Raw genomic sequence first — 23759 nt, forward strand, 5'->3', positions numbered from 1 at the left:
GGTTTCTTGCGTTGCAGCTTGCCCGGGATAAATAAGCATGCTTAGTATGTTTTAGACACTGAAGTTAAGCCAAAGCTTCATGGGTTTTGATCCAGGAGCGAATGATGGCTGATTTCCTTATCGTTTTTCCTCCTGCCCCCCGACCAGCCCCGCGCAGGGGAGCTGACGGTCCTAAGGGGCAGCTGTGATGCGCCGGGTAGGTGTCGAGGAAGAGTTCCTCATTGTGGACAACGCGGACGGGCATGCTGTGCCCCTCGGCGAACTGCTGGAACGCCTGAGCGATGACGACGGGCTGAGCAGGGAGATGAAGCAGGAACAGATCGAGACCTGCACGCTGCCGAGGATCAGTCTGGATGAACTGGCCCAGGACATCACGGTGCGCCGGGTGAGCGCCGATGCGACGGCCCGTGCAATAGGGGCCAGGTCCGTGGCCCTTACCACCTCGCCTCTTCCCGTGCAGTCGACCACCAGCCCCGGCCTGCGGTACGAGCGGATGATCGAGCGGTTCGGCCTGACGGCGGTGGAGCAGCTGACCTGCGGCTGCCACGTGCATGTGGAGGTTGAGTCGGACGAGGAAGGCGTGGCCGTCCTGGACCGGATCCGGATCTGGCTGCCGGTGCTGATGGCCATCACCGTGAATTCGCCTTTCTGGAACGGCACGGACTCCGGGTACGCAAGCTACCGCTCCCAGGCGTGGAACCGGTGGCCCACCGCGGGGCCCTGCGAGATTTTCGGATCAGCCGGGGCCTACCACCGCCAAGTCAACGAGATCCTGGGTTCCGGGGTCCTGCTGGACAGGGGGCAAATCTACTTTGATGCCCGGCTCAGCCACCGGCATCCCACCGTCGAAGTACGGGTGGGGGATGTGTGCCTTTTTGCCGACGACGCCGTCCTCCTGGCCGGGCTGGTCCGGGGCCTGGTGGAAACGGCGGCAAAGCAATGGCGCAACGGCGTGCCTCCCGCCCCTGTCTCTGCCACGCAATTGCGGCTTGCCTCCTGGCAGGCGGGCCGCTTCGGGCTCGACGGCGACTTGCTGGACCCTCTGACCGGCCGGCCCCGGCCGGCCTTCGAGGTGGCCATGGCGCTGCTTGACCACGTCCAGGCCGCGCTGAAGAGCCAGGGTGAATTCGACGTTGTGGAGTCCCTGCTGTTCCAGGTGTTGACCAGGGGCACCGGCGCCGCCCGCCAGCGTGCCGCCTTCGCGGAGGCGGGCAGCCTGTGCGATGTCATCGCCGACGCCGTCCACATCAGCAGCCTGCCGGCCACACCGCTCCAGACACTGAGGGGTTTGCCGCTGCTGGCCACCGACCAGAGTTCCTAGACAACCATCCGGGAGGACACATGGACCAGAACGAAACGCCGGTGCTTGACGCACTGGCCGAACACCAGAAACTGGACAGGTACGGCTTCACACCCCCGGCCCACCGCCAGGGCCGCGGCGTCGATCCCCGCGTGCTGGAGGTGCTGGGCGAACAAAGCTTCAAGTCCGACGTCGTTGCCTCCTCAGGCCTGGACGACCGGCAGTCCTCCAACGGCTACCTGTCCAAAGCCGAGCAGCTCTTGGCCGAAGCCGTGGGAGCGGACAAAGCCTTCTTCACCACCTGCGGCAGCTCCCTGTCCATCAAGGCCGCAATCCTGGCGGTCACCCGCGGCGAGGGGGAGCTCCTCATCGGCCGGGACGCCCACAAGTCAGTTGTGTCCGGCCTGGTGCTTTCCGGGCTGCAGCCGCGCTGGATCAAGCCGCGGTGGGACAACGAGCTGAAGCTGTCCCATCCGCCGTCACCCGAGGCTGTGGAGGAGATGTGGCAACGGTACCCGGACGCTTCCGCCGCGCTGATCGTCAGCCCAACACCCTACGGCACGTGCGCGGACCTTGAGGCAATCGCAGAGATCTGCCACAAGCGGGGCAAGCCGCTGATCGTTGACGAGGCTTGGGGCGCCCAGTTGCCCTTCCACCCGGACACGCCTACCTGGGCCATGTCCGCCGGCGCAGATATTTGCGTGGTCAGCGTGCACAAGATGGGACTCGGGTTCGAGCAAGGGTCCATTTTCCACCTGCAGGGCAACCTCGTGGACCCGGTCCGACTGAACCAGTGCGCCGACGTCCTCTCCACCACCAGCGCCAATACCCTGCTGTACGCAGCAATGGACGGCTGGCGCCGGCAGATGGTGCAGGAGGGCAAAGCCATGATTGACCAGGCCCTGGAGCTCACCAGGGGACTCCGCCGGGACATTGAGGCGATCCCCGGGCTGCACGTCCTTGAAGAAGAACTCGTCCACGCCGAGGCCTCCCACGACCTGGACATCCAGCACATCATGATCGACGTCTCGAACCTTGGCATCAGCGGGTTCCAGGCCACGGACTGGCTGCGAGAGAACCGCCGCATTGACATGGGCACAACAGACCACCGCCGGACGGAAGCGGTCATCTCAGTTTCAGATGACCAGGAAACTGCGGACCGGCTTCTGGGCGGGCTCCGCGCACTCGCTGAAGCGGCCCCGGACCTGCCCCGGCCGCCCGCCGTCGTGATTCCTGACGAGGAGGACCTCTACCTGGAGACGGCGATGCTGCCCCGCGACGCGTTCTTCGGGCCGGTGGAAGTCATCCCGTGCGAGGAAGCACCCGGCCGCATCGCCGCCGAAATGGCCACGCCGTACCCGCCTGGCATCCCGCTCCTGCTGCCCGGCGAGCGGATCAACCAAGCCGCCATCGACTATCTCAGGAGCGGGGTGGAGGCAGGGATGGTCCTCCCTGATCCCGCCGATCCAACGCTCAAGACCATCAGGGTGGTCCGCGAGGAACCACACCGATCGCAGTAAATCGCAAGGAAATCGCAAGGAACGAGGACAGCAGCATGTGCGGTATAGCCGGCGAAATCGCCTTCAACGGAAGACAGGCCTCCACGGAGGCCGTCCTGGACATCATGGGGGCAATGACGTCGAGGGGACCGGACGGACGGGGAACATGGGAGGCGGGCTGGGTTGCACTGGGGCATCAGCGGCTCAGCATCATCGACCTCTCCGAGGCAGGTGCCCAGCCAATGGTGGACGACGGCGGCCTGGCCATCACCTTCAACGGCTGCATCTACAACTACAAGGAGCTGCGCCGCGAACTCGAACCCGAGTTCACCTTCCGGTCCACCAGCGACACCGAGGTGATCCTGAAGGCCTACCGGAAGTGGGGCGATGACTTTGTCCACCACCTGGTGGGGATGTTCGCAATTGCGCTCTACGACCCGCGGCGGCAGGAAGTCCTGCTGGTCCGGGACCGGCTGGGCATCAAGCCGGTGTACGTGTCCCACCTGCACGGCCGGCTGCGCTTCGCGTCCAGCCTGCCTGCGCTGGTGGCCTCCGGCGGGATCGACACCTCCATCGACGAGGTGGCACTGCACCACTACCTGAGCTGGCACTCGATTGTTCCCGCCCCGCGGACCATCCTTCGGGGCGTGCAGAAACTGCCAGCCGCCACTATCCGGACGGTCCGCCCGGACGGGACCTGGCGCGACCGCGAGTACTGGAAACCTTCCTACACGCGGAAGGCGGAGCACTCCGGCTGGTCCACCGCGGACTGGCAGGACGCGGTCCGCGAGTCCCTCAAAACAGCAGTACGACGGCGGATGGTGGCCGACGTGCCGGTGGGCGTCCTGCTCTCCGGGGGACTGGATTCGAGCCTCCTGGTTGCGCTGCTGGCGGAGGAGGGCCAGCACGGCCTCTCGACGTTCAGCATCGGGTTCGACGGCGCGGGCGGCGATTCCGGGAATGAGTTCGCCTACTCGGACCTGGTGGCCCAGGAGTTCGGCACGCGGCATGAGCAACTGCACGTCAGCACCTCCGAGTTCGCGCCCTCCATTGTCGGGGCAGTGGGGGCGATGTCCGAGCCGATGGCCAGCCACGACGTGACGGCCTTCCACCTGCTGTGCCGGACGGTGACGGAGCACCTGAAGGTGGTGCAGTGCGGCCAGGGCGCCGACGAGGTGTTCGGCGGGTACGCGTACCACCAGCCCCTCGCTTCCGTGGGCCGTGCCGGGGCTTTATCGGCTTTTTCAGCGAGCTTTGTGGACCACAGCCATGAGGAGCTCCTGAGCATGGTGGAGCCCGAGTGGTACTGCGGTTCGGATGTAAGCCGCCAGGTACTGGCTGCCAACCTGGCAGCACCCGGAGCGGAGACGGCCCTGGACGCGGTGCTGCGGCTGGACACCCACCTGCTGATGGTGGACGACCCGGTTAAGCGGCTGGACAACATGAGCATGGCCTGGGGCATCGAAGCCCGGGTCCCGTTCCTGGACCATGAGCTGGTGGAACTCGCCGCCGCCTGCCCGCCGGAGCTAAAGGCTTCGCAGGGCGGGAAAGGAATCCTGAAGGACCTGGGCCGGCAGCTGCTCCCGGCGGCGGTGGTGGACCGCCCCAAGGGATACTTCCCCGTTCCCGCCCTCCGGCACCTGGAAGAACCTTTCATCACCCTGGTGCGCGAAGCACTCCATGCGCCGGAAGCCAAGCAGCGCGGGCTTTTCCAGCCTGCGTACATCGACGGCCTCCTGGCCAACCCCAACATGCAGCGGACCCCGGTGAACAGCAACGTGCTCTGGCAGCTGGCGCTGCTGGAAATGTGGCTCCAGCACCACGGGGTGGGCTAAGCCTTGGCCCGGCATCCTGCCTCCACCTCGCTTTTATCCCCGCTCCGGAAAGCGGTGCGCGCGGACTTTCCTGCCGCCGTCGGCCACTTGTCTGAGCTGGTGCGGATTCCCGCGATGGCCTGGGACTCCTTCGATCCTGCTGAGCTGGACAGGGCGGCCCGGCACGTGGCGGGGCTGATGCTCCAAGCCGGGATTGCCGACGTCGACATCCTGCAGGCTCCCCGCCCGGACGGTGCGCGGGGGGCGCCCGCGGTGGTGGGACGCAGGCCCGCCCGCAACGGCAAGCCGACGCTGCTGCTGTACGCGCACTACGACGTCCAGCCGGCCGGTGACATCTCGCTGTGGGAGAGCCCGCCGTTTGAGGCCGTGGAGCGGGACGGCCGGCTCTGGGGCAGGGGAGTGGCGGACAACAAGGCGGGCGTGATGCTGCACCTGGCCGCGTTTCGGAATGCGCTGCAGGTCCTCGGGGAGGACCTTGAGCTCGGCGTGACGGTGTTCATTGACGGCGAGGAGGAAGCCGGTTCGCCGTCGCTTCCCCTGCTGCTTCAGCAGCACGGCGACCTGCTCCACGCCGACGTGCTGGTGGTGGCCGACTCCGGAAACTGGAAGGTGGGGGTCCCGGCGCTGACCACCAGCCTCCGCGGCTTGGTCCTGGGCACCATCGAGGTCCGGGTGCTGGACCATGCGCTGCACTCGGGGACGTACGGCGGGCCGCTGCTGGATGCTGTCACCGTGCTGTCCCGGCTGATTGCCACGCTGCATCACGACGACGGGAGCGTCGCCGTGGAGGGGCTGCTTTCCTCTGACACGCCGGGGCCTTTGCTGTCCGAGGAGGAGTTCCGGGCGGATTCCGGCGTGCGTCCCGGGGTTCCGCTGGCTGGCTCGGGATCCTTGACGTCGCGGCTGTGGACCAAGCCGGCGCTGGCGGTTATCGGGATGGACGTTCCTTCCGTGGCCCTGTCCTCGGACACGCTGCAGCCGGTGGCGCGGGCCAAGTTCAGCCTCAGCCTGGCGCCGGAGACTGATACGGCTGCCGCGATGGAGGCAGTCCGCCGGCATGTGGAGAAGCACACACCGTTTGGTGCGGACGTAACCTTTACGCCCGCCGGCCGGACCGAGGGGTTCGCAGGCGACGCGTCCTCGCCTGCTGCGACGACCATGCTCGCGGCGATGGAGGAGACCTGGGGAGCGCGCGCGGTCTGCATGGGGGTGGGCGGTTCCATTCCCGCGGTCAACATCCTGACCAAGCTGTACCCGCGGGCGGAGGTCCTCATCACCGGCGCGGAGGACCCCGATTCCCGGGCGCACGGGGCCAACGAATCGATCCACCTGAGCGATTTCGAAAACGCCATCGTCGCCGAGGCCCTGTTGATTGCCCGCCTAAATTCCGCGGACTAACCCTGCGCGTTCCCCACCCAACTAGGTCGCCTTTAAGGTCGCCATTCCGCCGTTTTCCCGACGTCAAATGCGAGTTACTTGTGGCGGAGGGCTCGAGGCCACCGTCAGCGCTTTGGTGAGTCCGGCCGTCGTGCGGAGAAGGCGAACAGGGCAGTGGTGGCGACGGTGGCCAGGTACCCGGCGATGACGATCAGGGAGATCCCGGCCCAGAAATAGTTGGTGGTGCTGGTCTCCTGCCAGGGACTCGGCGCGATCCGGACCAGCGAATACATGGCCACGGCCGCCGACGCCAGCCCGATCACCACCGGCAGCGACAGCCAGATCCTGGCCGAGCCCACATGCGCGCCGAAACCGTCCCAGGCGTTCCACATTCCCCGCCGGATGATCAGCCAGCCCGCGGGAATCATAAACGCGCCCACCAACAGGAATGCGGCCACCACGTCGGCCGGCCGGTGCCACTGGTTGATCAGCGTGGACACCCCGGAGGCGATCGCGAATGTTCCACCCACGAAGCCGGCCATCGGCCGCCACCGCGGCGACGCCATCAGGAAGACCGCGGCTGCCGCCGATGCCGCGAGCGTGGTATGTCCGGACGGCAGCGAGTTCAGTTCCAGCGTCAGCACTCCCTTGTCCGGCCGCGCCGGCAGCAGATCCTTGAGCACCTGCGTGGCGATATTGGCGCCGATGCAGGCAGCCACCGCGATGCCGGCCTCGGTCCAGTGCTTGCGGATCACCGTGACAAACAGGACCACGACGGCGGCCATCACCAGTGAAATGGTGGGCAGCAGGTCCAGGAACTTAGTGCTCGCCTTCCCGGCGGGCCCGTGGATCTGAACAGCCTCCACCAGAGCGGACTCGTCAATGAACTGGCCCGTGGTGGTCTGGACGAAGTAGTGGTACGTGGCGATCAAACCGGCAATGCACGCCAGCGTGGCAAGCACGAACAGAAAACCCGAACCCGGAGCGGGCCGGCTGGGTGTCCTGGTGGAGGTCTGCCGCGAGATTGTCACCGGTTAAGGGTGTCACAGAAAGCTGGGAGCTGGCCGCACCCCAACTGGGTAGCCCTAACTGCCGTTTTGGAGCTCCAAAACGGCACTTGGTGCTACCTAGTTGGGCAGGCGGGGCGGGACAGGGGCCAGGCGCGGGATGCTGGCCGCCGCAACGAGGACCGCCAGGGCGCCCAGGCCGACCGGCAGGGCAATGAGGGTAGCGATACCGCCCACCAGCAGCGGCCCGCCGGCGTCGCCCAGTTCGCGCCCGAGTTCGGCGGACCCCATGGTCCGTCCCATCCGCTCCGGCGGTGTGGTGTCGGCCAGGTGGGCGAACCCGAGCGGGGTAACAGCACCGATGCCCGCACCGATTACTGCCGCGGCGAGGAAAATGGTGACCACGCCCGGGGCAAGCGCCACCAGGCCGACACCCGCAGCGATCAGCAGCAGGCCCGCCGTCGTGCCCCGATTGTCCGTGATGCGGTGGCTGTCCCGCATCCGGCCCATCCACGGCTGGACCAGTACCGAGCCGGCGGCGAGGACGCTGACGGCTGCGGTGCCGGCCAGGGCGCCAAGCCCGTGCCGGGTGGCCAGCGCGGGAAGGAAGCCGACGGCTGCGCCAAGTGCAGCAGTGGACGCGGCCAGCACCAGTGTGGGCACCAGGAAGCGGCGTTCGCCAACCTGCCGGGCCAGGTCCATTACCGTGTACCGCTGGCGGGGGAGCGGCTCAAGGTGGGGCACTGCAGCGAGGACCCAGACCGCGGTCGCCACAGCCAGCGCGGAAAGTACCCCGAACAGCAGGGGGAAGCCGCCGGCGAAGATGAGGCCGGCGCCGAGCAGTGGGCCGATGATGTAGCCAAGGCTCTTCCAGGACCCGTACCTGCCGAAGTACGTGCCGGCTTTTCCGCCGCGTGCCAGCCTGGCCACCATGGAGGACGACGCCGGGGAAAACGCCGACGCGGCCGCGCCCTGGCCCAGCCGGGCCAGCGCCAGCATGAGCGGATCCGCCGCCCACAGGCCGATCAGGGACAGCGCAGCAAAGGCAAAGAGCCCCCCGACAATCACCGGTTTGGGGCCAACCCGGTCACTGAGTGCGCCGAAAACGGGTTTGAGGAACACCTCCGAGATGTCGTACAGCGCCAGGAGGATGCCCAGGTTAAGCAGCGTCAGGCCAATGTTGTCACTCTGCGCGCCCAGGCCCGCCGCGATGCTGTGGGCGCCGAACGCCGTGACGAACCCGGCGGCGTACAGCGGCGCGGAGGAAGAACGGGTGGCAAGGCCGGAAGCGGTCACACCCGCGAGTTTATCGGCTGCAAGGGTCAGGAGAGCGCGGCCGCCAGCTCTTCAATGATCTCGAACTGCTCGCGGACGCCGTCCTCCATGCCGGACTGGGCAATCATGTCGCGTACTTCCTTGCTGCCCGCATCGGTGCGGATGCTGACCAGGGTGGCGCCGCCGTCGGCCTCTTCAAAGGTGACAGTGTTCAGCACGGCGCCCTCCTCGCTGTCCGGAGCGGTGCCTGGCGTCTCCATGATTTCGGTGTGCACGATCCGCTCGTTGGGCACGATCTCCCGGTACGTCCCGTGGAAAGCCACCTCGAATTCACCGCGCGCCACCATCACGTACCGCCAGGCACCTCCCACCCGGAAGTCCATCTCTGCCACAGTCATTTCGCCGCGCCTGCCGGGCCACCATCTCCTCACGAGGTCCGGCGTGGTCCAGGCTTTGTAGACAAGGTGCCGGGGTGCGTTGACGGTGCGGGTGATCAGGATTTCCTCATCGCTGGGGAAGCTGACGTCCAGGATTCCGGTGTGTGACATTGCCTTGCTCCTACTCTTGCGTGCCTGACTCTTTGAGGTCCTCCAGCACATCCTCCAGGAGCTCGAAGCGCTCCTCCCAGAGATGCCGGTAGCCGGCCACCCAGTCGTGGATGGGCTTGAGGGCCTGCGGGTTCAACCGGTAAACGCGCTCCCGGCCTTCATCACGGACGACGACGGCCCCCACCTCGCGCAGGACCCGCAAGTGGCGTGACACGTGCGGCTGGGCCAGGCCGAGCAGGTCCACCAGCTCATGGACCGGCCGCTCGCCTTCACTGAGGGCGTCCAGGATCTCCCGGCGGCGGGGCTCGGCCACCGCGTTGAATGCATCTGCCGTGGTTGCCGCCCGTGCCATGCAGACATTCTATATCGATATGGGTATGGGTGGGAAGATCTGTTGGATTGCGAAGTTTCAGCGCTGGAGACGTTTTCAGATGGCCCACCAGTCTTCCCAAAACCCTGAAGCTGAGTAGTGTGCGGATCAAGGGAACCATGGGGTCACGCAGGCTTCGAGGGGCACCGCTTCCTCCCACCGAAGGAGACGCCGTGTTTAACAAAGGAGGACCGCCGTGACCATCATCGACAACGCTGTGTATGTCGACGGGCTGCGCACACAGGATCCTGGGAGCCTGGACGAAACCTACTTTGTGCTCCGGCAGCGGGAGGGGATGGCCTGGATCGGGCTGTACCGCCCGGACGCCGTGGAACTCCAGTCCGTGGCAGAGGAATTCGACCTCAACCCCCTGGCCGTGGAGGACGCCCTCGCCGGGCACCAGCGCGCCAAGCTGGAGCACTACGGCGAATGCGTGTTCCTGGTCCTGCGGCCCGCCCGCTACCTGGACGACGTCGAAAAGGTGGACTTCGGCGAGATCCACGTTTTTGTGGGCCAGGACTACGTGGTGACCGTCCGGCACGCCGAATCCCCGGACCTCGCCAAGGTCCGCCGGCGGATGGAATCCATGCCGGAGTTCCTCGCGCTGGGCCCAAACGCTGTCCTCTACGGCATCCTGGACCAGGTGGTGGACGAGTACGAGCCGGTGGCGGCGGGACTCGAGAACGACATCGACGAGATCGAGGACGACCTCTTCGGCGCCGACCCCGACGTTTCCCGCCGGATCTACGAACTGTCCCGCCAGGTGATCACCTTCCAGCGCGCCACCAGCCCCCTGGCGGGCATCCTGCAGGCCCTGACCGCCGGTACTCCGGAGCGGGTGCCCCACCCCGAACTCCAGGACCATTTCCGTGATGTGCTGGACCACGTGCTCCGGCTCAACGAACGCGTTGCCTCCTTCCGGGCGCTGCTGCAGAACGCGCTCGCCGTGAACGCTTCCCTCGTGGCCCAGCGGCAGAACGACGAGATGCGCCGGCTCACGGAATCCAGCTTTGCGCAGAGCGAGCAGGTCAAACGGATCTCGTCCTGGGCGGCCATCCTGTTCGCCCCGACGCTCGTGGGAACCATCTACGGCATGAACTTCCGCTCGATGCCGGAGCTTGACTGGGTGTTCGGCTACCCCTTCGCGCTGGGCCTGATGGTGGCCATGGGGCTGGTGCTCTATTGGACGTTCCGGCACAACAAGTGGATTTAGCGGCAAAGGCCCGCTTGTACAGTGGGTCCATGCCTACGCCTGCCGTGCCCGACTTTGAAGAGCTCCTGGCCGGTGCACGCGTAGTGAGCCTGCCGATGCGTGTGAAGTTCCGCGGCATCATGGAGCGCGAGTCGCTGCTGCTGCGCGGCCCGGCCGGCTGGGGCGAGTTCTGCCCCTTTCCCGAGTATGGCGACGCCGAGGCATCCAATTGGCTGGCCGCCGCCATCGAAGCCGGCTGGCAGGGGTTTCCGGCTCCGCTGCGGCCGGTGATACCCGTCAATGCCACCGTCCCCGCTGTTGCAGCGGAACGTGTGCCTGAGGTACTTGCGCGCTTTGGCCGGGTGGACGCGGTCAAGGTCAAGGTGGCCGAGCAGGGCCAGACGCTCGACGACGACGCCGCCCGCCTCGACGCCGTCCGCTCTGCCCTGCCGGACGCCGCGATCCGTGTGGATGCGAACGGCGGCTGGGACGTCCCCACTGCCATCAAGGCACTTACCCGGCTGGCCGTCGTCGGGCTCGAATACGCTGAGCAGCCCGTCCCAACCATCGACGGCCTCGCCGAGGTGCGGCGCGCTGTGCAGTCCGCGGGTACTCCGGTGCTGATCGCGGCGGATGAAAGCGTCCGCAAGGAGTCCGATCCCCTGAAGGTGGCGCGGGCCGGGGCGGCGGACCTGGTAGTGGTCAAGGTGGCGCCGCTTGGGGGAGTGCGGCGCGCCCTGGACATCGTGGCGCAGGCGGGGCTGCCCGCGGTGGTCAGTTCGGCGCTGGACACGTCGGTGGGGATCCGGGCGGGCCTAGCGCTCGCGGCGGCGCTGCCCGAACTGCCCTACGCGTGCGGGTTGGGCACGGTGTCCCTGTTCGAATCGGACGTCATAACGGATCCGTTGGTGGCCGACGACGGCGCCATCCGCCTCCGCGAAGTGGCTGCCGACGCGGGGCTGCTTGAGCAGTATGCGGCTTCCGCGGAACGTCGCGACTGGTGGCTGGCCCGGCTCCGCCGCGTCCACGCCCTCCTCACGCCGTAGCGACGCGCGCTCACTTATGGCCGTTTCCCCTGGACGCGCCATCACTTAACGCCCCTTTGCTGCGGACGCGCCATCACTTTCCTCCAGGTCACCGGCGGTTCACCGGAACTTCACCTCACTGACTACTGAGCGTAGGAACCGGCTGGCAGGGTGGGCGGACCGCATCGATTTTTTGGAAGGCACCCATGTCTGAAACGACTGCCCGCAAGTTCAACCTGCTGCCGATGCTCGGCCACACCAAGGGCAAGCGCAGCCCCGTTACCTGCGCACTGAAGTGCGACAATGCCTGCGCCGGCGACGTTTGCAACACCACCTCCAACAGCTACTTCCGCGACATCGCCTCCGCCACCATGTCCCGCCGCGCCGCCCTGGGCTTCGGCGCCGCCGGTGCCCTCGCCGTCGTCCTTGGAAGCGCCGTGACGTCCGCCGAACCGGCCAGCGCCGCAGGCCTGTCCAAGGCCGCCAAGGAAGGCTTCGGCAAGTCCAAGCTGCAGTTCGCGGCCATTCCGTCGATCGACGCTTCCGTGGACGCCGTCACCGTTCCGGCAGGCTTCACCTGGCAGCCGGTGATCCGCTGGGGCGACCCCATCTTCAACGATGCGCCTGATTTCGACCTGGCCAACCAGACGGCCGCCGCGCAGGAAAAGCAGTTCGGGTACAACAACGACTACACCGACATCCTGGAGATTCCGGGCAGCAAGGGCCGCCGGGCGGTGTTGTTCACCAACCATGAGTACACCAACGAAAACATCATGTTCCCGGCGTCCATGCCCGCGGACCAGGTGCGTGCTGTTGGGGCCGCAGCGCACGGGCTGTCCGTGGTGGAACTGGAGCGCAAGAACAAGAACCAGCCCTGGATGTACGTGAAGGGTGCGCCGCTGAACCGCCGCTACCTGAACAACACCGTGTACGAGCTCACCGGGCCCGCCGCCGGCTCCGCGCTGCTCACGACCAAGGACGATGGCGCTGGCCGCTTCATCAAGGGCACGCTGGGAAACTGCTCCGGGGGCACCACTCCCTGGGGCACCGTCCTCTCCGGCGAGGAAAACTTCAACGGCTACTTCGTCGCTCCCGGCACGTCCGCTGAGGACAAGCGCTACGGACTGACCTCCAAGGCCACCGCCCGCCAGTGGGAACTCGACGATCCGCGCTGGGACACCCGCAACGCCGGCTTCGAGAACGAGTCCAACCGCTTCGGCTGGATCGTGGAGGTGGACCCGTTCGATCCCACCTCCACTCCCAAGAAGCACTCCTCCCTGGGCCGCTTCAAGCACGAAGGGGCCAACGTGATTGTGGCGGAGTCCGGGCACGTGGTGGCCTACTCGGGCGACGACGAGCGCTTCGACTACCTCTACAAGTTCGTGTCGAAGGACAAATATGTTGAAGGTGACCGCAAGCACAACATGACGCTGCTGTCCGCCGGAAACCTGTATGTCGCCAAGTTCACCGGCAACTCCCCGGCAGCCGAAATCACCGGCACCGGCGCCGTTCCCACTGATGGTGCCTTCGACGGCATCGGCGAATGGCTCCCGCTGGTGGTCGACGGGAAGTCCGCCGTTCCCGGAATGACCGTTGAAGAGGTCCTGGTGTACACCCGGCTCGCCGCCGACAAGGTGGGCCCCACCAAGATGGACCGCTGCGAGGACGTGCAGCCCAGCCTCCACACCGGCAAGGTCTACGTGGCCTGCACCAACAACTCCAACCGCGGAACCGGCTCCAACGAAAAGGCCACCGAGGTCAACCCGCGCAACCAGAACCGCGACGGCCACATCGTCGAAATCACCGAGACCGGCGGCCAGACGTCCACCACCTTCACGTGGAACCTTTTGATGGTCTGCGGCGATCCGGCACAAGGTGACATCACCTACTTCTCCGGCTTCCCGGTGGACAAGGTCTCGCCCATCTCCTGCCCGGACAACCTCGCGTTCGACTCCGTGGGCAATCTCTGGATCTCCACCGACGGCGCACCCTCCGGCATCGGCCGCGCCGACGGCCTCTTCAAGGTCACACTGGACGGTGCCGAGCGCGGCAAGGTGGAGCAGTTCCTCGCCGTCCCGCGTGACGCCGAAACGTGCGGACCGATCGTCCACGACGACGAGCGCAGCGTCTTCGTTTCCGTGCAGCACCCGGGCGAGGAGGGCACCTTCGAGGCGCCCAACTCCTACTTTCCGGACTACGTCCCTGCAGGCACGACGCCGGCAGCCGGCCAGGTGCGTGCGCCCCGTCCCGCCGTGGTCCAGGTGTTCCCCGGCTGACCCCCCTCCCCGGTGATTGAGCTGCCGAGCGCCGTCCCTGGTGCTTAAGCCTGTAGAAATCCAACGCTCTCTCACTTAATGCGGGAAAATCGAGGACGCTCTCTCACTTAACGCGCGGATAACCGGAACGCTCTATCACTCTCTTCAGGAGAGTGATAGAGCGTTCCGGGTTAAGGCGCATCAAGTGAGAGAGCGTCGGGAGGTCGGTGCAGGAGGTGATGGGGCGTTGGGCGTTTTCGTGCGGGAAGTGATGGGGCGTCGGGGGTGGCAGACTGGTTTGGTGACTTCGCTGAACGAACCTTCCCCCGACGCAGCCCACACCCCCGACGGCGCCCACACCTCCGACGCAGTCGCTTCCAACACTGACACTTCCGACGGCGCACCCTCCTTGAGCGCCCTGGCGGCGGCGCGGATCGCCGTCGGGGTGCTGCTTGACGGCGGCGTGCAGCACGTGGTGGTTTCGCCGGGTTCCCGGTCCGCCCCCATGGCATACGCGCTTGCCGAGGCTTCCGCGCAGGGCCGGGTGGAGCTGCTGGTCCGGATCGACGAACGTTCCGCCGGATTCACCGCGCTGGGGCTCGCCCTATCCACCGGCTCGCCCGCGGCCGTCCTCACGACGTCCGGCACCGCCGTCGGAAACCTGCTGCCCGCCGTGATGGAAGCCAACCACGCGGCGGTTCCGCTGGTTGTCCTCTCGGCGGACCGCCCGGACGAACTTCGCGGCACCGGTGCCAACCAGACCACTATCCAGCCTGATATTTTCGGTGAACAGGTTCGTTTCGCCGTCGACATCCCGGCCGGCTCCAATCCGGAGAGGGCCGTCCAGACGGGTCTTTCCGCCGCAACCGGAGCGTTCCCGGATCTCGCACCCGGGCCGGTCCAGCTCAACCTTGCCTTCCGTGACCCCCTGGTTCCGGAGCCCGCCGACCAGCTGCCCGCGGCAGCCGAGCGGCCGCGCTACCGCATTGGCACGGAGCCGCTCATCATGAACCTGCCGCCCGCCGCCACGGACCTGCCCGAACGCCGGACCGTGGTTTTGGCCGGGCACGACGCGGGTCCGGTGGCCGAGGCCTTCGCCCGCGCCCACGGCCTGCCCCTGCTGGCGGAGCCGTCCTCGAATGCCCGTTTCGGGCCGAATGCTGTGGGCCCGTACCGGCTGCTGCTGGAGCACTTCGGACCAGGCGCGGCGCAGCCCATCGAACGGGTGGTGCTGTTTGGCCGGCCTACGCTGTCCCGGCCGGTCGCTGCCCTCCTTGCCCGCGCCGACGTGCCGTCAGCTTTGTACCAGCCGGTTCCCGTGGCCTGGTACGAGCCCGGCCGGCGCACCGAACTGCCCCTGGAAAACCTCACCGACCTCGCGGATTTCGCCGGCCGCGGCCCGTCCGACTGGCTCGATACCTGGCTGCTCGCCGGTTCGGCCGCGCAGCACGCGCTGGACCTCGTCCTGGCGGAGAACGCCCCCGCCACCGGCCCGTCCGTGGCGTCGCTCGTCTGGAAACATGCCCGGGGGCAGCTGGTGCTCGGCTCCTCCAACGGCATCCGGGATGCGGACCTTGCCGGCCTGCCCGCCCCTGAACCGGCCGCCACCGTCTATGCCAACCGGGGCCTGGCCGGGATTGACGGCACCATCTCCACCGCCACCGGCATTGCACTGGGCGGCCGGCAGGAAACCACTGTCCTCCTGGGCGATGTCACGTTCCTGCATGATGCCGGGGGCTTGCTGGTGGGACCAGGGGAGGAGCAGCCGCAGCTTCGGATCGTGGTCCTCAACGACTCCGGCGGCGCCATCTTCGACCTGCTGGAACACGGCGCGGTGCGTGAGGCTGGAACGTACGCTGGCGCCGTCGAGCGCCTCTTCGCCACCCCGCACTCCGTGGACCTTGCGGCACTTGCTGCGGCGTACGGCGTCGGCCATAGCGCGGTAAGTACGACGGCGGCACTCGCCGAAGCGCTCGACCGGCCTGTGGAGGGCCGCAGCATTATCGAAGTCCGTACGGACCGCAGCGGCCTCCGTGCACTGCATGGCCGGATCAAGGAAGCCGTTGCCGTAGCCGTGGGGGGAGTCCTGGCGCGCTAATCCTGAACACGCAAGTGCCCTGCCGCTACGGGAATTCCGGTAGCGGCAGGGCACTTGTGCGTCGGGCGAAAAAGCAGCGGGTGCGCCTATTCCTCGATTTCGATGTGCGTCGGATCCAGGACGCGGCGCAGGAACTCCTTGGTGCGAGGCTGCGTGGGGGCTGAGATGACCTGCTCAGCCACGCCCTCTTCCACCACAACGCCGCCGTCCATAAACACCACACGGTCTGCCACTTCGCGGGCAAAGCCCATCTCGTGGGTCACTACCAGCATGGTCATGCCCTCCTTGGCGAGGTTGCGCATCACGGAGAGGACATCACCCACGGTTTCGGGATCCAGTGCGGAGGTGGGCTCGTCAAAAAGCATCAGCTCCGGGTCCATGCTGAGCGCCCGGGCAATGGCCACGCGCTGCTGCTGGCCGCCGGAAAGCTGGTCCGGGAACCGGTCCGCCAGGTGTCCCAGCCCCACGCGCTCAAGGTTGTGCATGGACACCTTGTCCGCCTCGGCCTGCGAACGCTTGAGGACCTTGACCTGGGCGATCGAGCAGTTGCGCTTGGCATCCAGGTGCGGGAAAAGGTTGAACTGCTGGAACACCATGCCCACCTTGCGGCGCATCTTGTCGATGTCCACATCGGGGTCGGTGGCTTCAAAGCCGCCCACGTGGATGCTGCCTTCGTTGGGCTGCTCCAGCAGATTGACGCAGCGCAGCAGGGTGGACTTGCCGGAACCGGAGGGCCCGATCAGGCACACTACCGCGCCCGGAGCCACGTCCAGGCTGATACCCTTCAGCACCTCGTTGGAGCCGTAGGACTTGCGCAAGTCCTTGATGGACACCCCGGCGGCGTGCACGGTGGCCGTGCCACCGCGGGAATTGTTTGCGACGTCGTTCATGGTCTTGCCTGCCTATCGCTTGGTCCGCGCGGAGCGGCTTTCGAACTTCCGGGCCAGGAGGCTCAGCGGGATGGTGATCACCAGGTAGAAGGCGCCCGCCACCAGCAGCGGGGTCAGGCCGGCGCCCAGGCTGGAGATGCCGTCGCGACCGAACTTGGTGAGCTCGTACTGGGACGCGGTGAGGCCCAGGACGTAGATCAGCGAGGAGTCCTTGGTGAGCAGGATGACCTCGTTGGTCAGCGGCGGCAGGACGATCTTGAAGGCCTGCGGAATCACGATGGTCACCATGGCCCGCCACTGCGGCATGCCCAGGGAGCGGGCGGCCTCGAGCTGGCCCTTCGGGACCGCCTGCAGGCCGGCGCGGAGCGTTTCGGCGATGTAGGCGGAGGCCACGATGCCGAGGGACAGCATCACCACCAGCGTGATGTTCCAGGAGACGCCGAAGGCCAGGGGCACGCCGTAGCCGAAAGCGATGAAGACCAGCAGGGCGGGGATTCCGCGGAAGAACTCGATGTAGCCGGTAGCGATCCAGCGGTACAGGGGGAAGCTGGAGAGCTTCATCAGGGCCAGCAAAAGGCCGCCGGAGAGGCCGACCGCAAAGCCGAGCACCGTATAAATCAGGGTGTTCACCAGGCCGGTGGTGAAGATGCCGGGGAACATCGGCCCGATCTTGGGGAAGTTGAAGACGCTGTTGCCGATGGTCTTCCAGTCGGTGGCCAGGATCAGCGCGGCGATGGCCACCACAAAGATTCCGGCCTGGACATACAGGCTTACTCTGGCTCGCTGACGTGCGGTCATTGCCATGGGGTTGCTCACATTCGTTGTGCGTGGCAGAGGCCCCGGACGGACTGCGGTACAGCCCGTCCGGGGCCCCTGCTGCGTAGTTCTCTGGGCCGTGAAGGAGCCAAGGCGGGGGGCCTCAGGCCTGCACGGCGACTACAGGGCGGTGGCTACTTGGCGGTTTCGCCGAACCAGGTGGTCTTGAACTTCTCCAGGGAGCCGTCGTCGGTTAGGCGCTTGAGGGTGCCGTTGACCTTCTCGGCCATGGCGGTGTTGCCCTTCTTGATGGAGACGCCCAGCTGCTCGCCGGTGGCAAAGTCCTCGACGCTCTTGAACTTGGGCTGGTCCTTGATGGCGTAGCCCAGGACGGACTGGTTTCCCAGGGCGGCGTCAATGGTGCCGGCCTCGAGCGCCTGCACCAGGAGGCCGGTGTCCTCGAACTGCTGTGCGTCGATGCCCTTTTCCTGGGCATAGTCGGCGCCGGTGGTGGCCTGCTGGACGCCCACCTTCTTGCCCTTTGCGTCGTCCAGGCTCTTGATGCCGGAGCTGTCGCTGGCCACCAGGGCCAGGTCGTCATCAAGGTACGGGGTGGAGAAGTCCATCACGGACTTGCGGGTGTCTGTGATGGAAATCGAGGAAATGCCCAGATCGCACTGGGTCAGGGCGGTGCCTGTTTCGATCGCCTCAAAAGAGCTGTCCACGATGCTCAGTTCGGCACCGAAGTCCTTGGCGAGCTCCTTCGCGATGTCCACATCGAAGCCCACCGTCTGGCCGTCCTTTTCGAATTCGAACGGCTCGTAGGGGATGTCCGAGCAGACCGTGAGCTTGCCGGAGTTGATGAGCTGGATGCCGCCTTCGGACGCTGCCGGGGTTGAGCTTCCGCCGCCGCAGGCTGTGAGGGTGAGGGCGCCGACGGCGAAGAGTGCTGCTGCCTTGGCGGTCATTGTGGCCGTGGCCAGGGACTTGAGCTGCATGTTTCTTACCTTTTGTTGCAGGAGTATGCGGTACTAAATCGGTTCATAGTGTAGCGCCGAATAAGAGATGTGCATCACAGGAAACTTAGTTTCACTATTGGATAACTAAACTACCCTCGATTTCAAGCCTAGGCGAGGAGAAGGTGTCTACAATCCCGGACACTCCGCCCAACTGGCTGGCATTTAACGCTGTGAAAATGCGGTTTCGCTACGTTATCTGCGAGTCACTTGGGCTGGGGAGGGGATCTAGCTGCTGATGCCCAGGGATTCGAGCATCGGGCGGAACTTGGCCCAGGTCTCGGCGAGTTCGGTCTCGGGCTGGGATCCGTCCACTATTCCGCAGCCGGCATATAGCCGGACAGTGTCCGGACCCTCGATGACCGCGCCGCGCAGCGCGATGCCCCACTCACCGTTTCCTGCAGCATCCAGCCAGCCGACGGGTCCCGCGTACGGCCCGCGGTCCAGGTGCTCCAGCTTGCGGATCAGGGCGCCGGCCACCTGGGTCGGAGTCCCGCAGACGGCGGCCGTGGGGTGCAGCGCGTTGATCAGAGCCAGGCACGTGGGCACGTGGCCTTCGACCTCAGCCAGCTCGGCTTTTACGTCCGAGGCGAGGTGCCACACGTTGGGCAGCTCCAGGATGAACGGCTCGTCATGGGCGTTCATGGCCTCGGAGAACGGTGCCAGCTGGGTGGTCAGTGACTGGATGGCGATCTCGTGTTCGTGCCGCTGCTTCTCAGAGCCTGCCAGCACCCGCGTGGCGTAGTCCAGGGGAAGTCCGTCCTCGCCGTGGGCATCGCGGCGGTCCAGGGTCCCGGCCAGCACCCGCGCCTGCGCGGTCCGCCCTTCCACCTGGATCAGCATCTCCGGTGTCGCGCCCACCAGGCCGTCCACGCCGTACGTCCAGCATTCGCGGTACCGCCCGGCAAGCTCCCGCAGCACCCCCGCGGCGTTCACGCCGGTGGGAACAGTGGCCACGATGTCCCGGGCGAGCACCAGCTTCTCCAGCGCCCCGGTCTGGATCTCTGCCACTCCAGCGGCGACGGCGGCCTTCCAGTCCTCCTCGCTCAGCGAGCCCGTGTGCAGCGTTGCCCCGGCGGCCAGGGGCAGGGGACGTACGACGGCGCCGCCCTCCTTGGCGGGAACCTTGCCGGGCGTGCCGTCCCCGGCAAAATCGGCTGCCGCCGTCGTGGTTTTGGCAGCGGAGCCGCTGCCCAGCCAGCGGTTCAGGGCGGCGAGGGCGCCGTCGGCAGTGAGTGGGCCGTCGTCGAACGTTAACTGGGTGAGCCAGACCTGGCCATCACGGACGCCCACCACAATCTCGGGCACGATCAGCCGCGACTCGTGGGCCGAGGTTTTGGAAAAAGCGAAGGAGCCGAAGGCTACCGGGCCTGTGCCGGGGAGCTCAACGGAGTCTGAAACCTCGGCCTCGAGGACCAGGTGGCGCCACCAGATGTCCGCCTCCAGGAAGCGTTCGGGGCCGGTGGCGGTGAAGCGCGCGATCTCGCCGAAACCCACCAGTCCTGCTTCGCGCCGGGTCCAGCAGAGGACATCGTCCCGGACCAAAAACGACGGCAGCCCCCCGGGGAACGCTTTGCCATCCAGGGGGACTGTCAAGGTACGGAACGTGCTCGTCATGATGAGACAACACTAGTACTGAAAGGTACTTGGCTTGCCGAGTACCTATAAGTACCGCTGCGCGCTGCCGCCGCAGTTCGGACTGCCCGCCATACCGGCGCAGGCCAGAGCCCGGTGCGGCGAAGCCCGCCTTGGTCCGGACCCGCCTGAACATTTGAGACAATGTCATGGTGAACCGAGCATCCTTGGATAAGCGTCCGGACGAAGTAGCCACGATGTTTGACGACGTCGCACCGAAGTACGACGTCGTCAACGATGTCCTATCAATGGGGCAGACCCGCCGCTGGCGCAAGGTTGTGGTGGAAGCCATGGAAGTGTCCAAGGGGCAGCGGGTCCTTGACCTGGCGGCCGGCACTGGCACGTCCAGCGAGCCATATGCCGACGCAGGCATAGATGTAGTGGCGTGCGACTTCTCCCTCGGAATGCTCAAGGTGGGCAAGCGCCGCCGCCCGGACATCGACTTCATCGCCGGTGACGCCACCAACCTGCCGTTCGCGGACAACACCTTCGACGCCACCACCATCTCCTTCGGCCTGCGCAACGTCAACGAGCCCAAGAAGGCGCTGCAGGAGATGCTGCGCGTCACCAAGCCCGGCGGCCGGCTGGTCATTGCCGAGTTCTCGCAGCCCGTGGTGCCGCTCTGGCGCACCATGTACACCGAATACCTCATGCGCGCCCTGCCGGCCATCGCCGTGAAAGTCGCCTCCAACCCGGACGCCTACGTGTACCTCGCCGAATCCATCCGCGCCTGGCCGGACCAGGACCACCTGGCTGCCTGGCTGCAGGATGCCGGCTGGGACAACGTCACCTACCGCAACCTCACCGGCGGCATCGTGGCGGTCCACCGTGCCTTCAAGTCCGCCGATTCGTCACCGGACAGCGCCGCCGCCGCCATCGCCGCGCACAGGGGCCCGGTGGCCAAGCTGCGCCGCAACATCACGCGCTGACCTGTGAAAGTACTGATTGTCGGCGCGGGGCCGGCCGGCTGCACCGCCGCGTACTACCTTGCCAGGGCGGGCATCGACGTCACCGTTCTGGAAAAGACGAGCTTTCCACGCGAGAAGGTTTGCGGTGACGGCCTCACACCCCGCGCCGTCCGCGAAATCCAGAAGCTCGGCCTGCCGCATCCCGAAAACGAGGGCTGGCGCCGTAACAAGGGCCTGCGCCTGATCGCCGGCGGCCGCACCATCGAGCTCCCGTGGCCCGAGGTGTCCGACTTCCCGCAGTATGGACTCATCCGTACGCGCCTAGGCTTCGACGAGGAACTGGCCCGCCACGCCCAGGCCGCCGGCGCCACTATCCTGGAGCGGCACAGCGTCACCGACGCCATCCGTGATGAAAGCGGCCGGGTCACCGGCGTCCGGGCCGCAGTGCTGGACGAGTCCGGACGCAAGACGGGGGAGACGCACGAGTTCAGTGCCGACGTCGTACTCGCCGCTGATGGCAACTCCACGCGTACAGCCGTGTCCCTCGGCATCCAGAAGCGCGACGACCGACCCCTCGGCGTGGCCGTGCGCACCTACTTCACCAGCCCGCGCAGTGATGACGACTGGATGGAAGGCTGGCTCGAGCTCCCCGGCCGCGACGGCAAGCTGCTGCCTGGCTACGGCTGGGTGTTCGGCGTCGGCGACGGCACTTCCAACGTGGGCCTCGGCATCCTGAACTCCTCCAAGGAATTCGGCAAGCTCGACTACAAGCAGGTCCTGCGCGAATGGACCGCCGGCATGCCCGGCGAGTGGGGCTTCACCCCGGAGAACCAGGTGGGCGAGATCCGCGGCGCGGCGCTGCCCATGGGCTTCAACCGCACCCCGCACTACTCACCCGGCCTGCTCCTCCTGGGCGACGCAGGCGGCATGGTCTCCCCGTTCAACGGCGAGGGTATCTCCTACGCCATGGAGTCGGCCCGCTTTGCCGCTGAGTTCATCATCGACGCCTCCTCGCGCAGTTCCTCCTCGGCCGGAACGTACGATGCCGACGCGCACCTTTCGCGGTACGGGGACTATGTGCGGGAGCAGTGGGGATCGCACTTCACCCTGGGCCGGGCGTTCGCCGCGCTGATCGGCAAGCCGGCGGTCATGAAGCTGGCGCTGCGGACCGGTATGCCCATCCCAGTACTGATGCGGTTCGTGGTCCGGCTCCTGGCCAATCTCACGGACCCGTCGGCCAAGGGCTTCGAGGACCGGGTGATCCGGGGCCTGGAGTCGCTGGTTCCGGCCACATCGAATACATCCGCCACCCCGTCGGCTTCGAACCAGCGGTATCCGCAACAAAAAGTTAGGGTTAACCCGTGACCAACCCCGCAGACCACAGCTGGACGCACGCCGGACACGGCCTGCCGGACTCCGAACCCAGCCTGAACACCACCGCCATCGCCACCGGCCTGCAGTTGCCCGCGGGGTTCGCTGCCATCGCCGGGGATGCCGAGCTGGGACCGGCGATCACCAACAACCTTGCCCGGGTGGAAAAGAAGCTTCGTGAGGCCATTGCCAACTCCGATCCGCTGGCGGACGCAACGTCGCGGCACCTGGTGGAGGCTGGGGGCAAGCGCATCCGGCCGCTGCTGACGCTGCTCTGTGCACACCTCGGTGACGCCTCGCTTCCCGCCGTGGTGCAGGCCGCCGTCGTGGTTGAACTGACCCACCTGGCCACCCTCTACCACGACGACGTGATGGACTCGGCTCCGTTCCGCCGCGGCGCTCCGACGGCCCACGAGGTCTGGGGCAACTCTGTGGCCGTCCTCACCGGCGACCTCATCTTCGCGCGTGCTTCGATCCTGGTATCCGAGCTCGGCTCCCGCGCCCTGGGCATCCAGGCCCGCACCTTCGAGCGGCTCTGCCTGGGCCAGCTTCACGAGACCGTGGGGCCGCGTCCGGACGAGGACCCGGTGGAGCACTACCTCTCGGTCATCGCAGACAAGACCGGCTCCCTGGTTGCTGCTTCCGGGCAGCTCGGTGCCATCTTCGCCGAGGCAGATCCTGCCTACGAATCCGTGCTGGTGGAGTATGGCGAGAAGGTGGGCGTGGCCTTCCAGCTTGCCGACGACGTGATCGACGTGACGGGTATTAAGGTCAAGTCCGGCAAGTCCCCGGGGACGGACCTGCGTGAAGGCGTCCCCACCCTGCCGGTGCTGCTCCTCCGGAAAGCGGCAGCGGATGGCGACCAATCCGCCGTCGAACTCCTGAAACTGATTGACGGCGACCTCACCTCGGACGAAGCCCTCGCCGAGGCTGTTGCGGGGCTGCGCGAGCACCCGGTCACCGCCGAATCCTGGGTGGTGGCGCGGCAGTGGGCCAATGAGGCCATTGCCGCCCTTGCTCCGCTGCCGGACGGTGTGGTCAAGGAATCACTGTCCAACTTCGCTGTGGCTGTGGTGGACCGCGCCAGCTAGTTCCTGTTTCTGTGGAAGCCCGGCTCCGCGGACGGCGCCGGGCTTCTTCATGGCCGCCGTGACTCTGTTTAGGCTGCGCCTGCTTAAACGGGATAGCCCCGGTCCGCAGCAACAATACGAGTCATACGTTGCTGTGAACCGAGGCTATCTCTCCGTTCGCATCAGACCCGCCGGAGGCGTTTAGCGGATCCGTGAACAGTCTATGACAGATCTGTCACAAGGCGCAAGTCCCTTGTTACTGTCTATGTCAAAACTTTCTCCCGCTGGTTTTCCCCAGCTTTTAGGACGAGACTGGTCAATCTCCCGGCATG

Annotated in this window: 19 protein-coding genes; 11 read left to right on the forward strand and 8 right to left on the reverse strand. The window is 66.5% G+C overall.

What is annotated here, in order from left to right:
- Positions 1 to 187: 187 nt before the first annotated feature.
- Genes QF038_RS04580 through QF038_RS04595 form a run of 4 tightly spaced genes read left to right on the forward strand, consistent with a single transcriptional unit; the run spans position 188 to position 6032 of the window.
- Positions 188 to 1321 carry a glutamate--cysteine ligase gene (locus tag QF038_RS04580; RefSeq protein WP_307613401.1) on the forward strand — a complete coding sequence of 378 codons (1134 nt, stop codon included), beginning with the start codon at positions 188 to 190 and terminating at the stop codon, positions 1319 to 1321.
- A gap of 20 nt (positions 1322 to 1341) precedes the next feature.
- Positions 1342 to 2820: an aminotransferase class I/II-fold pyridoxal phosphate-dependent enzyme gene (locus QF038_RS04585; protein ID WP_307609108.1), complete on the forward strand. Its 1479-nt coding sequence runs from the start codon at positions 1342 to 1344 to the stop codon at positions 2818 to 2820.
- 35 nt (positions 2821 to 2855) lie between these two features.
- Positions 2856 to 4634: an N-acetylglutaminylglutamine amidotransferase gene (locus tag QF038_RS04590; RefSeq protein ID WP_307609109.1), complete on the forward strand. Its 1779-nt coding sequence runs from the start codon at positions 2856 to 2858 to the stop codon at positions 4632 to 4634.
- Between the two features lie 3 nt (positions 4635 to 4637).
- Complete coding sequence (locus QF038_RS04595) at positions 4638 to 6032, forward strand: dipeptidase (protein ID WP_307609110.1); 1395 nt, start codon at positions 4638 to 4640, stop codon at positions 6030 to 6032.
- Between the two features lie 104 nt (positions 6033 to 6136).
- On the opposite strand, the gene QF038_RS04600 is transcribed toward QF038_RS04595, so the two are convergent.
- From QF038_RS04600 to QF038_RS04615, 4 genes are all read right to left on the reverse strand, one after another.
- On the reverse strand, positions 6137 to 7042 hold the full coding sequence (locus QF038_RS04600; RefSeq protein WP_307609111.1) for a phosphatase PAP2 family protein: 906 nt from the start codon (positions 7040 to 7042) through the stop codon (positions 6137 to 6139).
- A gap of 96 nt (positions 7043 to 7138) precedes the next feature.
- Complete coding sequence (locus tag QF038_RS04605; RefSeq protein WP_307609112.1) at positions 7139 to 8314, reverse strand: MFS transporter; 1176 nt, start codon at positions 8312 to 8314, stop codon at positions 7139 to 7141.
- Between the two features lie 26 nt (positions 8315 to 8340).
- The gene (locus tag QF038_RS04610; RefSeq protein WP_307609113.1) at positions 8341 to 8841 is read right to left on the reverse strand and encodes an SRPBCC family protein; all 501 of its coding nucleotides are present in this window, start codon (positions 8839 to 8841) and stop codon (positions 8341 to 8343) included.
- A 10-nt stretch (positions 8842 to 8851) separates the two neighbouring features.
- Positions 8852 to 9193: a helix-turn-helix transcriptional regulator gene (locus tag QF038_RS04615; RefSeq protein WP_307609114.1), complete on the reverse strand. Its 342-nt coding sequence runs from the start codon at positions 9191 to 9193 to the stop codon at positions 8852 to 8854.
- Between the two features lie 214 nt (positions 9194 to 9407).
- On the opposite strand from QF038_RS04615, the gene QF038_RS04620 reads away from it, so the two are divergent.
- From QF038_RS04620 to menD, 4 genes are all read left to right on the forward strand, one after another.
- A complete protein-coding gene (locus QF038_RS04620) occupies positions 9408 to 10424 on the forward strand; it encodes a magnesium and cobalt transport protein CorA (RefSeq protein WP_307609115.1) in 1017 nt (338 codons plus the stop codon).
- Positions 10425 to 10453: 29 nt separating this feature from the next.
- Complete coding sequence (locus tag QF038_RS04625) at positions 10454 to 11449, forward strand: o-succinylbenzoate synthase (protein ID WP_307609116.1); 996 nt, start codon at positions 10454 to 10456, stop codon at positions 11447 to 11449.
- A gap of 185 nt (positions 11450 to 11634) precedes the next feature.
- Positions 11635 to 13704, forward strand: coding sequence for a PhoX family phosphatase (locus tag QF038_RS04630; protein ID WP_307609117.1), 2070 nt, complete (start codon positions 11635 to 11637; stop codon positions 13702 to 13704).
- A 250-nt stretch (positions 13705 to 13954) separates the two neighbouring features.
- A complete protein-coding gene (gene menD / locus QF038_RS04635) occupies positions 13955 to 15781 on the forward strand; it encodes a 2-succinyl-5-enolpyruvyl-6-hydroxy-3-cyclohexene-1-carboxylic-acid synthase (RefSeq protein ID WP_373461620.1) in 1827 nt (608 codons plus the stop codon).
- A gap of 86 nt (positions 15782 to 15867) precedes the next feature.
- Here menD and QF038_RS04640 read toward each other — a convergent pair whose 3' ends face one another.
- The 4 genes from QF038_RS04640 to QF038_RS04655 all read right to left on the reverse strand — a co-directional run bounded on the left by QF038_RS04640 (position 15868) and on the right by QF038_RS04655 (position 20060).
- Complete coding sequence (locus QF038_RS04640; RefSeq protein WP_050054167.1) at positions 15868 to 16671, reverse strand: amino acid ABC transporter ATP-binding protein; 804 nt, start codon at positions 16669 to 16671, stop codon at positions 15868 to 15870.
- 12 nt (positions 16672 to 16683) lie between these two features.
- On the reverse strand, positions 16684 to 17475 hold the full coding sequence (locus QF038_RS04645) for an amino acid ABC transporter permease (protein ID WP_307609119.1): 792 nt from the start codon (positions 17473 to 17475) through the stop codon (positions 16684 to 16686).
- Positions 17476 to 17621: 146 nt separating this feature from the next.
- The gene (locus QF038_RS04650) at positions 17622 to 18425 is read right to left on the reverse strand and encodes an ABC transporter substrate-binding protein (RefSeq protein ID WP_307609120.1); all 804 of its coding nucleotides are present in this window, start codon (positions 18423 to 18425) and stop codon (positions 17622 to 17624) included.
- A 246-nt stretch (positions 18426 to 18671) separates the two neighbouring features.
- Positions 18672 to 20060, reverse strand: coding sequence for an isochorismate synthase MenF (locus tag QF038_RS04655; protein WP_307609121.1), 1389 nt, complete (start codon positions 20058 to 20060; stop codon positions 18672 to 18674).
- A 170-nt stretch (positions 20061 to 20230) separates the two neighbouring features.
- On the opposite strand from QF038_RS04655, the gene QF038_RS04660 reads away from it, so the two are divergent.
- Genes QF038_RS04660 through QF038_RS04670 form a run of 3 tightly spaced genes read left to right on the forward strand, consistent with a single transcriptional unit; the run spans position 20231 to position 23448 of the window.
- Positions 20231 to 21007, forward strand: coding sequence for a demethylmenaquinone methyltransferase (locus QF038_RS04660; protein WP_307613402.1), 777 nt, complete (start codon positions 20231 to 20233; stop codon positions 21005 to 21007).
- A gap of 3 nt (positions 21008 to 21010) precedes the next feature.
- On the forward strand, positions 21011 to 22351 hold the full coding sequence (locus QF038_RS04665; protein ID WP_307609122.1) for a geranylgeranyl reductase family protein: 1341 nt from the start codon (positions 21011 to 21013) through the stop codon (positions 22349 to 22351).
- A complete protein-coding gene (locus QF038_RS04670; RefSeq protein WP_091416262.1) occupies positions 22348 to 23448 on the forward strand; it encodes a polyprenyl synthetase family protein in 1101 nt (366 codons plus the stop codon). Before QF038_RS04665 ends, QF038_RS04670 begins: the two co-directional genes overlap by 4 nt.
- Positions 23449 to 23759: the final 311 nt, after the last annotated feature.

Origin of the sequence: Pseudarthrobacter sp. W1I19 (assembly GCF_030817835.1) — a bacterium.
Taxonomy (GTDB): Bacteria; Actinomycetota; Actinomycetes; order Actinomycetales; family Micrococcaceae; genus Arthrobacter.

Coding starts and splice junctions, on each gene's coding strand:
- QF038_RS04650 (WP_307609120.1), bottom strand. CDS start 18,425: ATGCAGCTCAAGTCCCTGGCCACGGCCACAATGACCGCCAAGGCAGCA.
- QF038_RS04625 (WP_307609116.1), top strand. CDS start 10,454: ATGCCTACGCCTGCCGTGCCCGACTTTGAAGAGCTCCTGGCCGGTGCA.
- menD (WP_373461620.1), top strand. CDS start 13,955: ATGGGGCGTCGGGGGTGGCAGACTGGTTTGGTGACTTCGCTGAACGAA.
- QF038_RS04645 (WP_307609119.1), bottom strand. CDS start 17,475: ATGGCAATGACCGCACGTCAGCGAGCCAGAGTAAGCCTGTATGTCCAG.
- QF038_RS04590 (WP_307609109.1), top strand. CDS start 2,856: ATGTGCGGTATAGCCGGCGAAATCGCCTTCAACGGAAGACAGGCCTCC.
- QF038_RS04655 (WP_307609121.1), bottom strand. CDS start 20,060: ATGACGAGCACGTTCCGTACCTTGACAGTCCCCCTGGATGGCAAAGCG.
- QF038_RS04610 (WP_307609113.1), bottom strand. CDS start 8,841: ATGTCACACACCGGAATCCTGGACGTCAGCTTCCCCAGCGATGAGGAA.
- QF038_RS04580 (WP_307613401.1), top strand. CDS start 188: ATGCGCCGGGTAGGTGTCGAGGAAGAGTTCCTCATTGTGGACAACGCG.
- QF038_RS04615 (WP_307609114.1), bottom strand. CDS start 9,193: ATGGCACGGGCGGCAACCACGGCAGATGCATTCAACGCGGTGGCCGAG.
- QF038_RS04630 (WP_307609117.1), top strand. CDS start 11,635: ATGTCTGAAACGACTGCCCGCAAGTTCAACCTGCTGCCGATGCTCGGC.
- QF038_RS04585 (WP_307609108.1), top strand. CDS start 1,342: ATGGACCAGAACGAAACGCCGGTGCTTGACGCACTGGCCGAACACCAG.
- QF038_RS04640 (WP_050054167.1), bottom strand. CDS start 16,671: ATGAACGACGTCGCAAACAATTCCCGCGGTGGCACGGCCACCGTGCAC.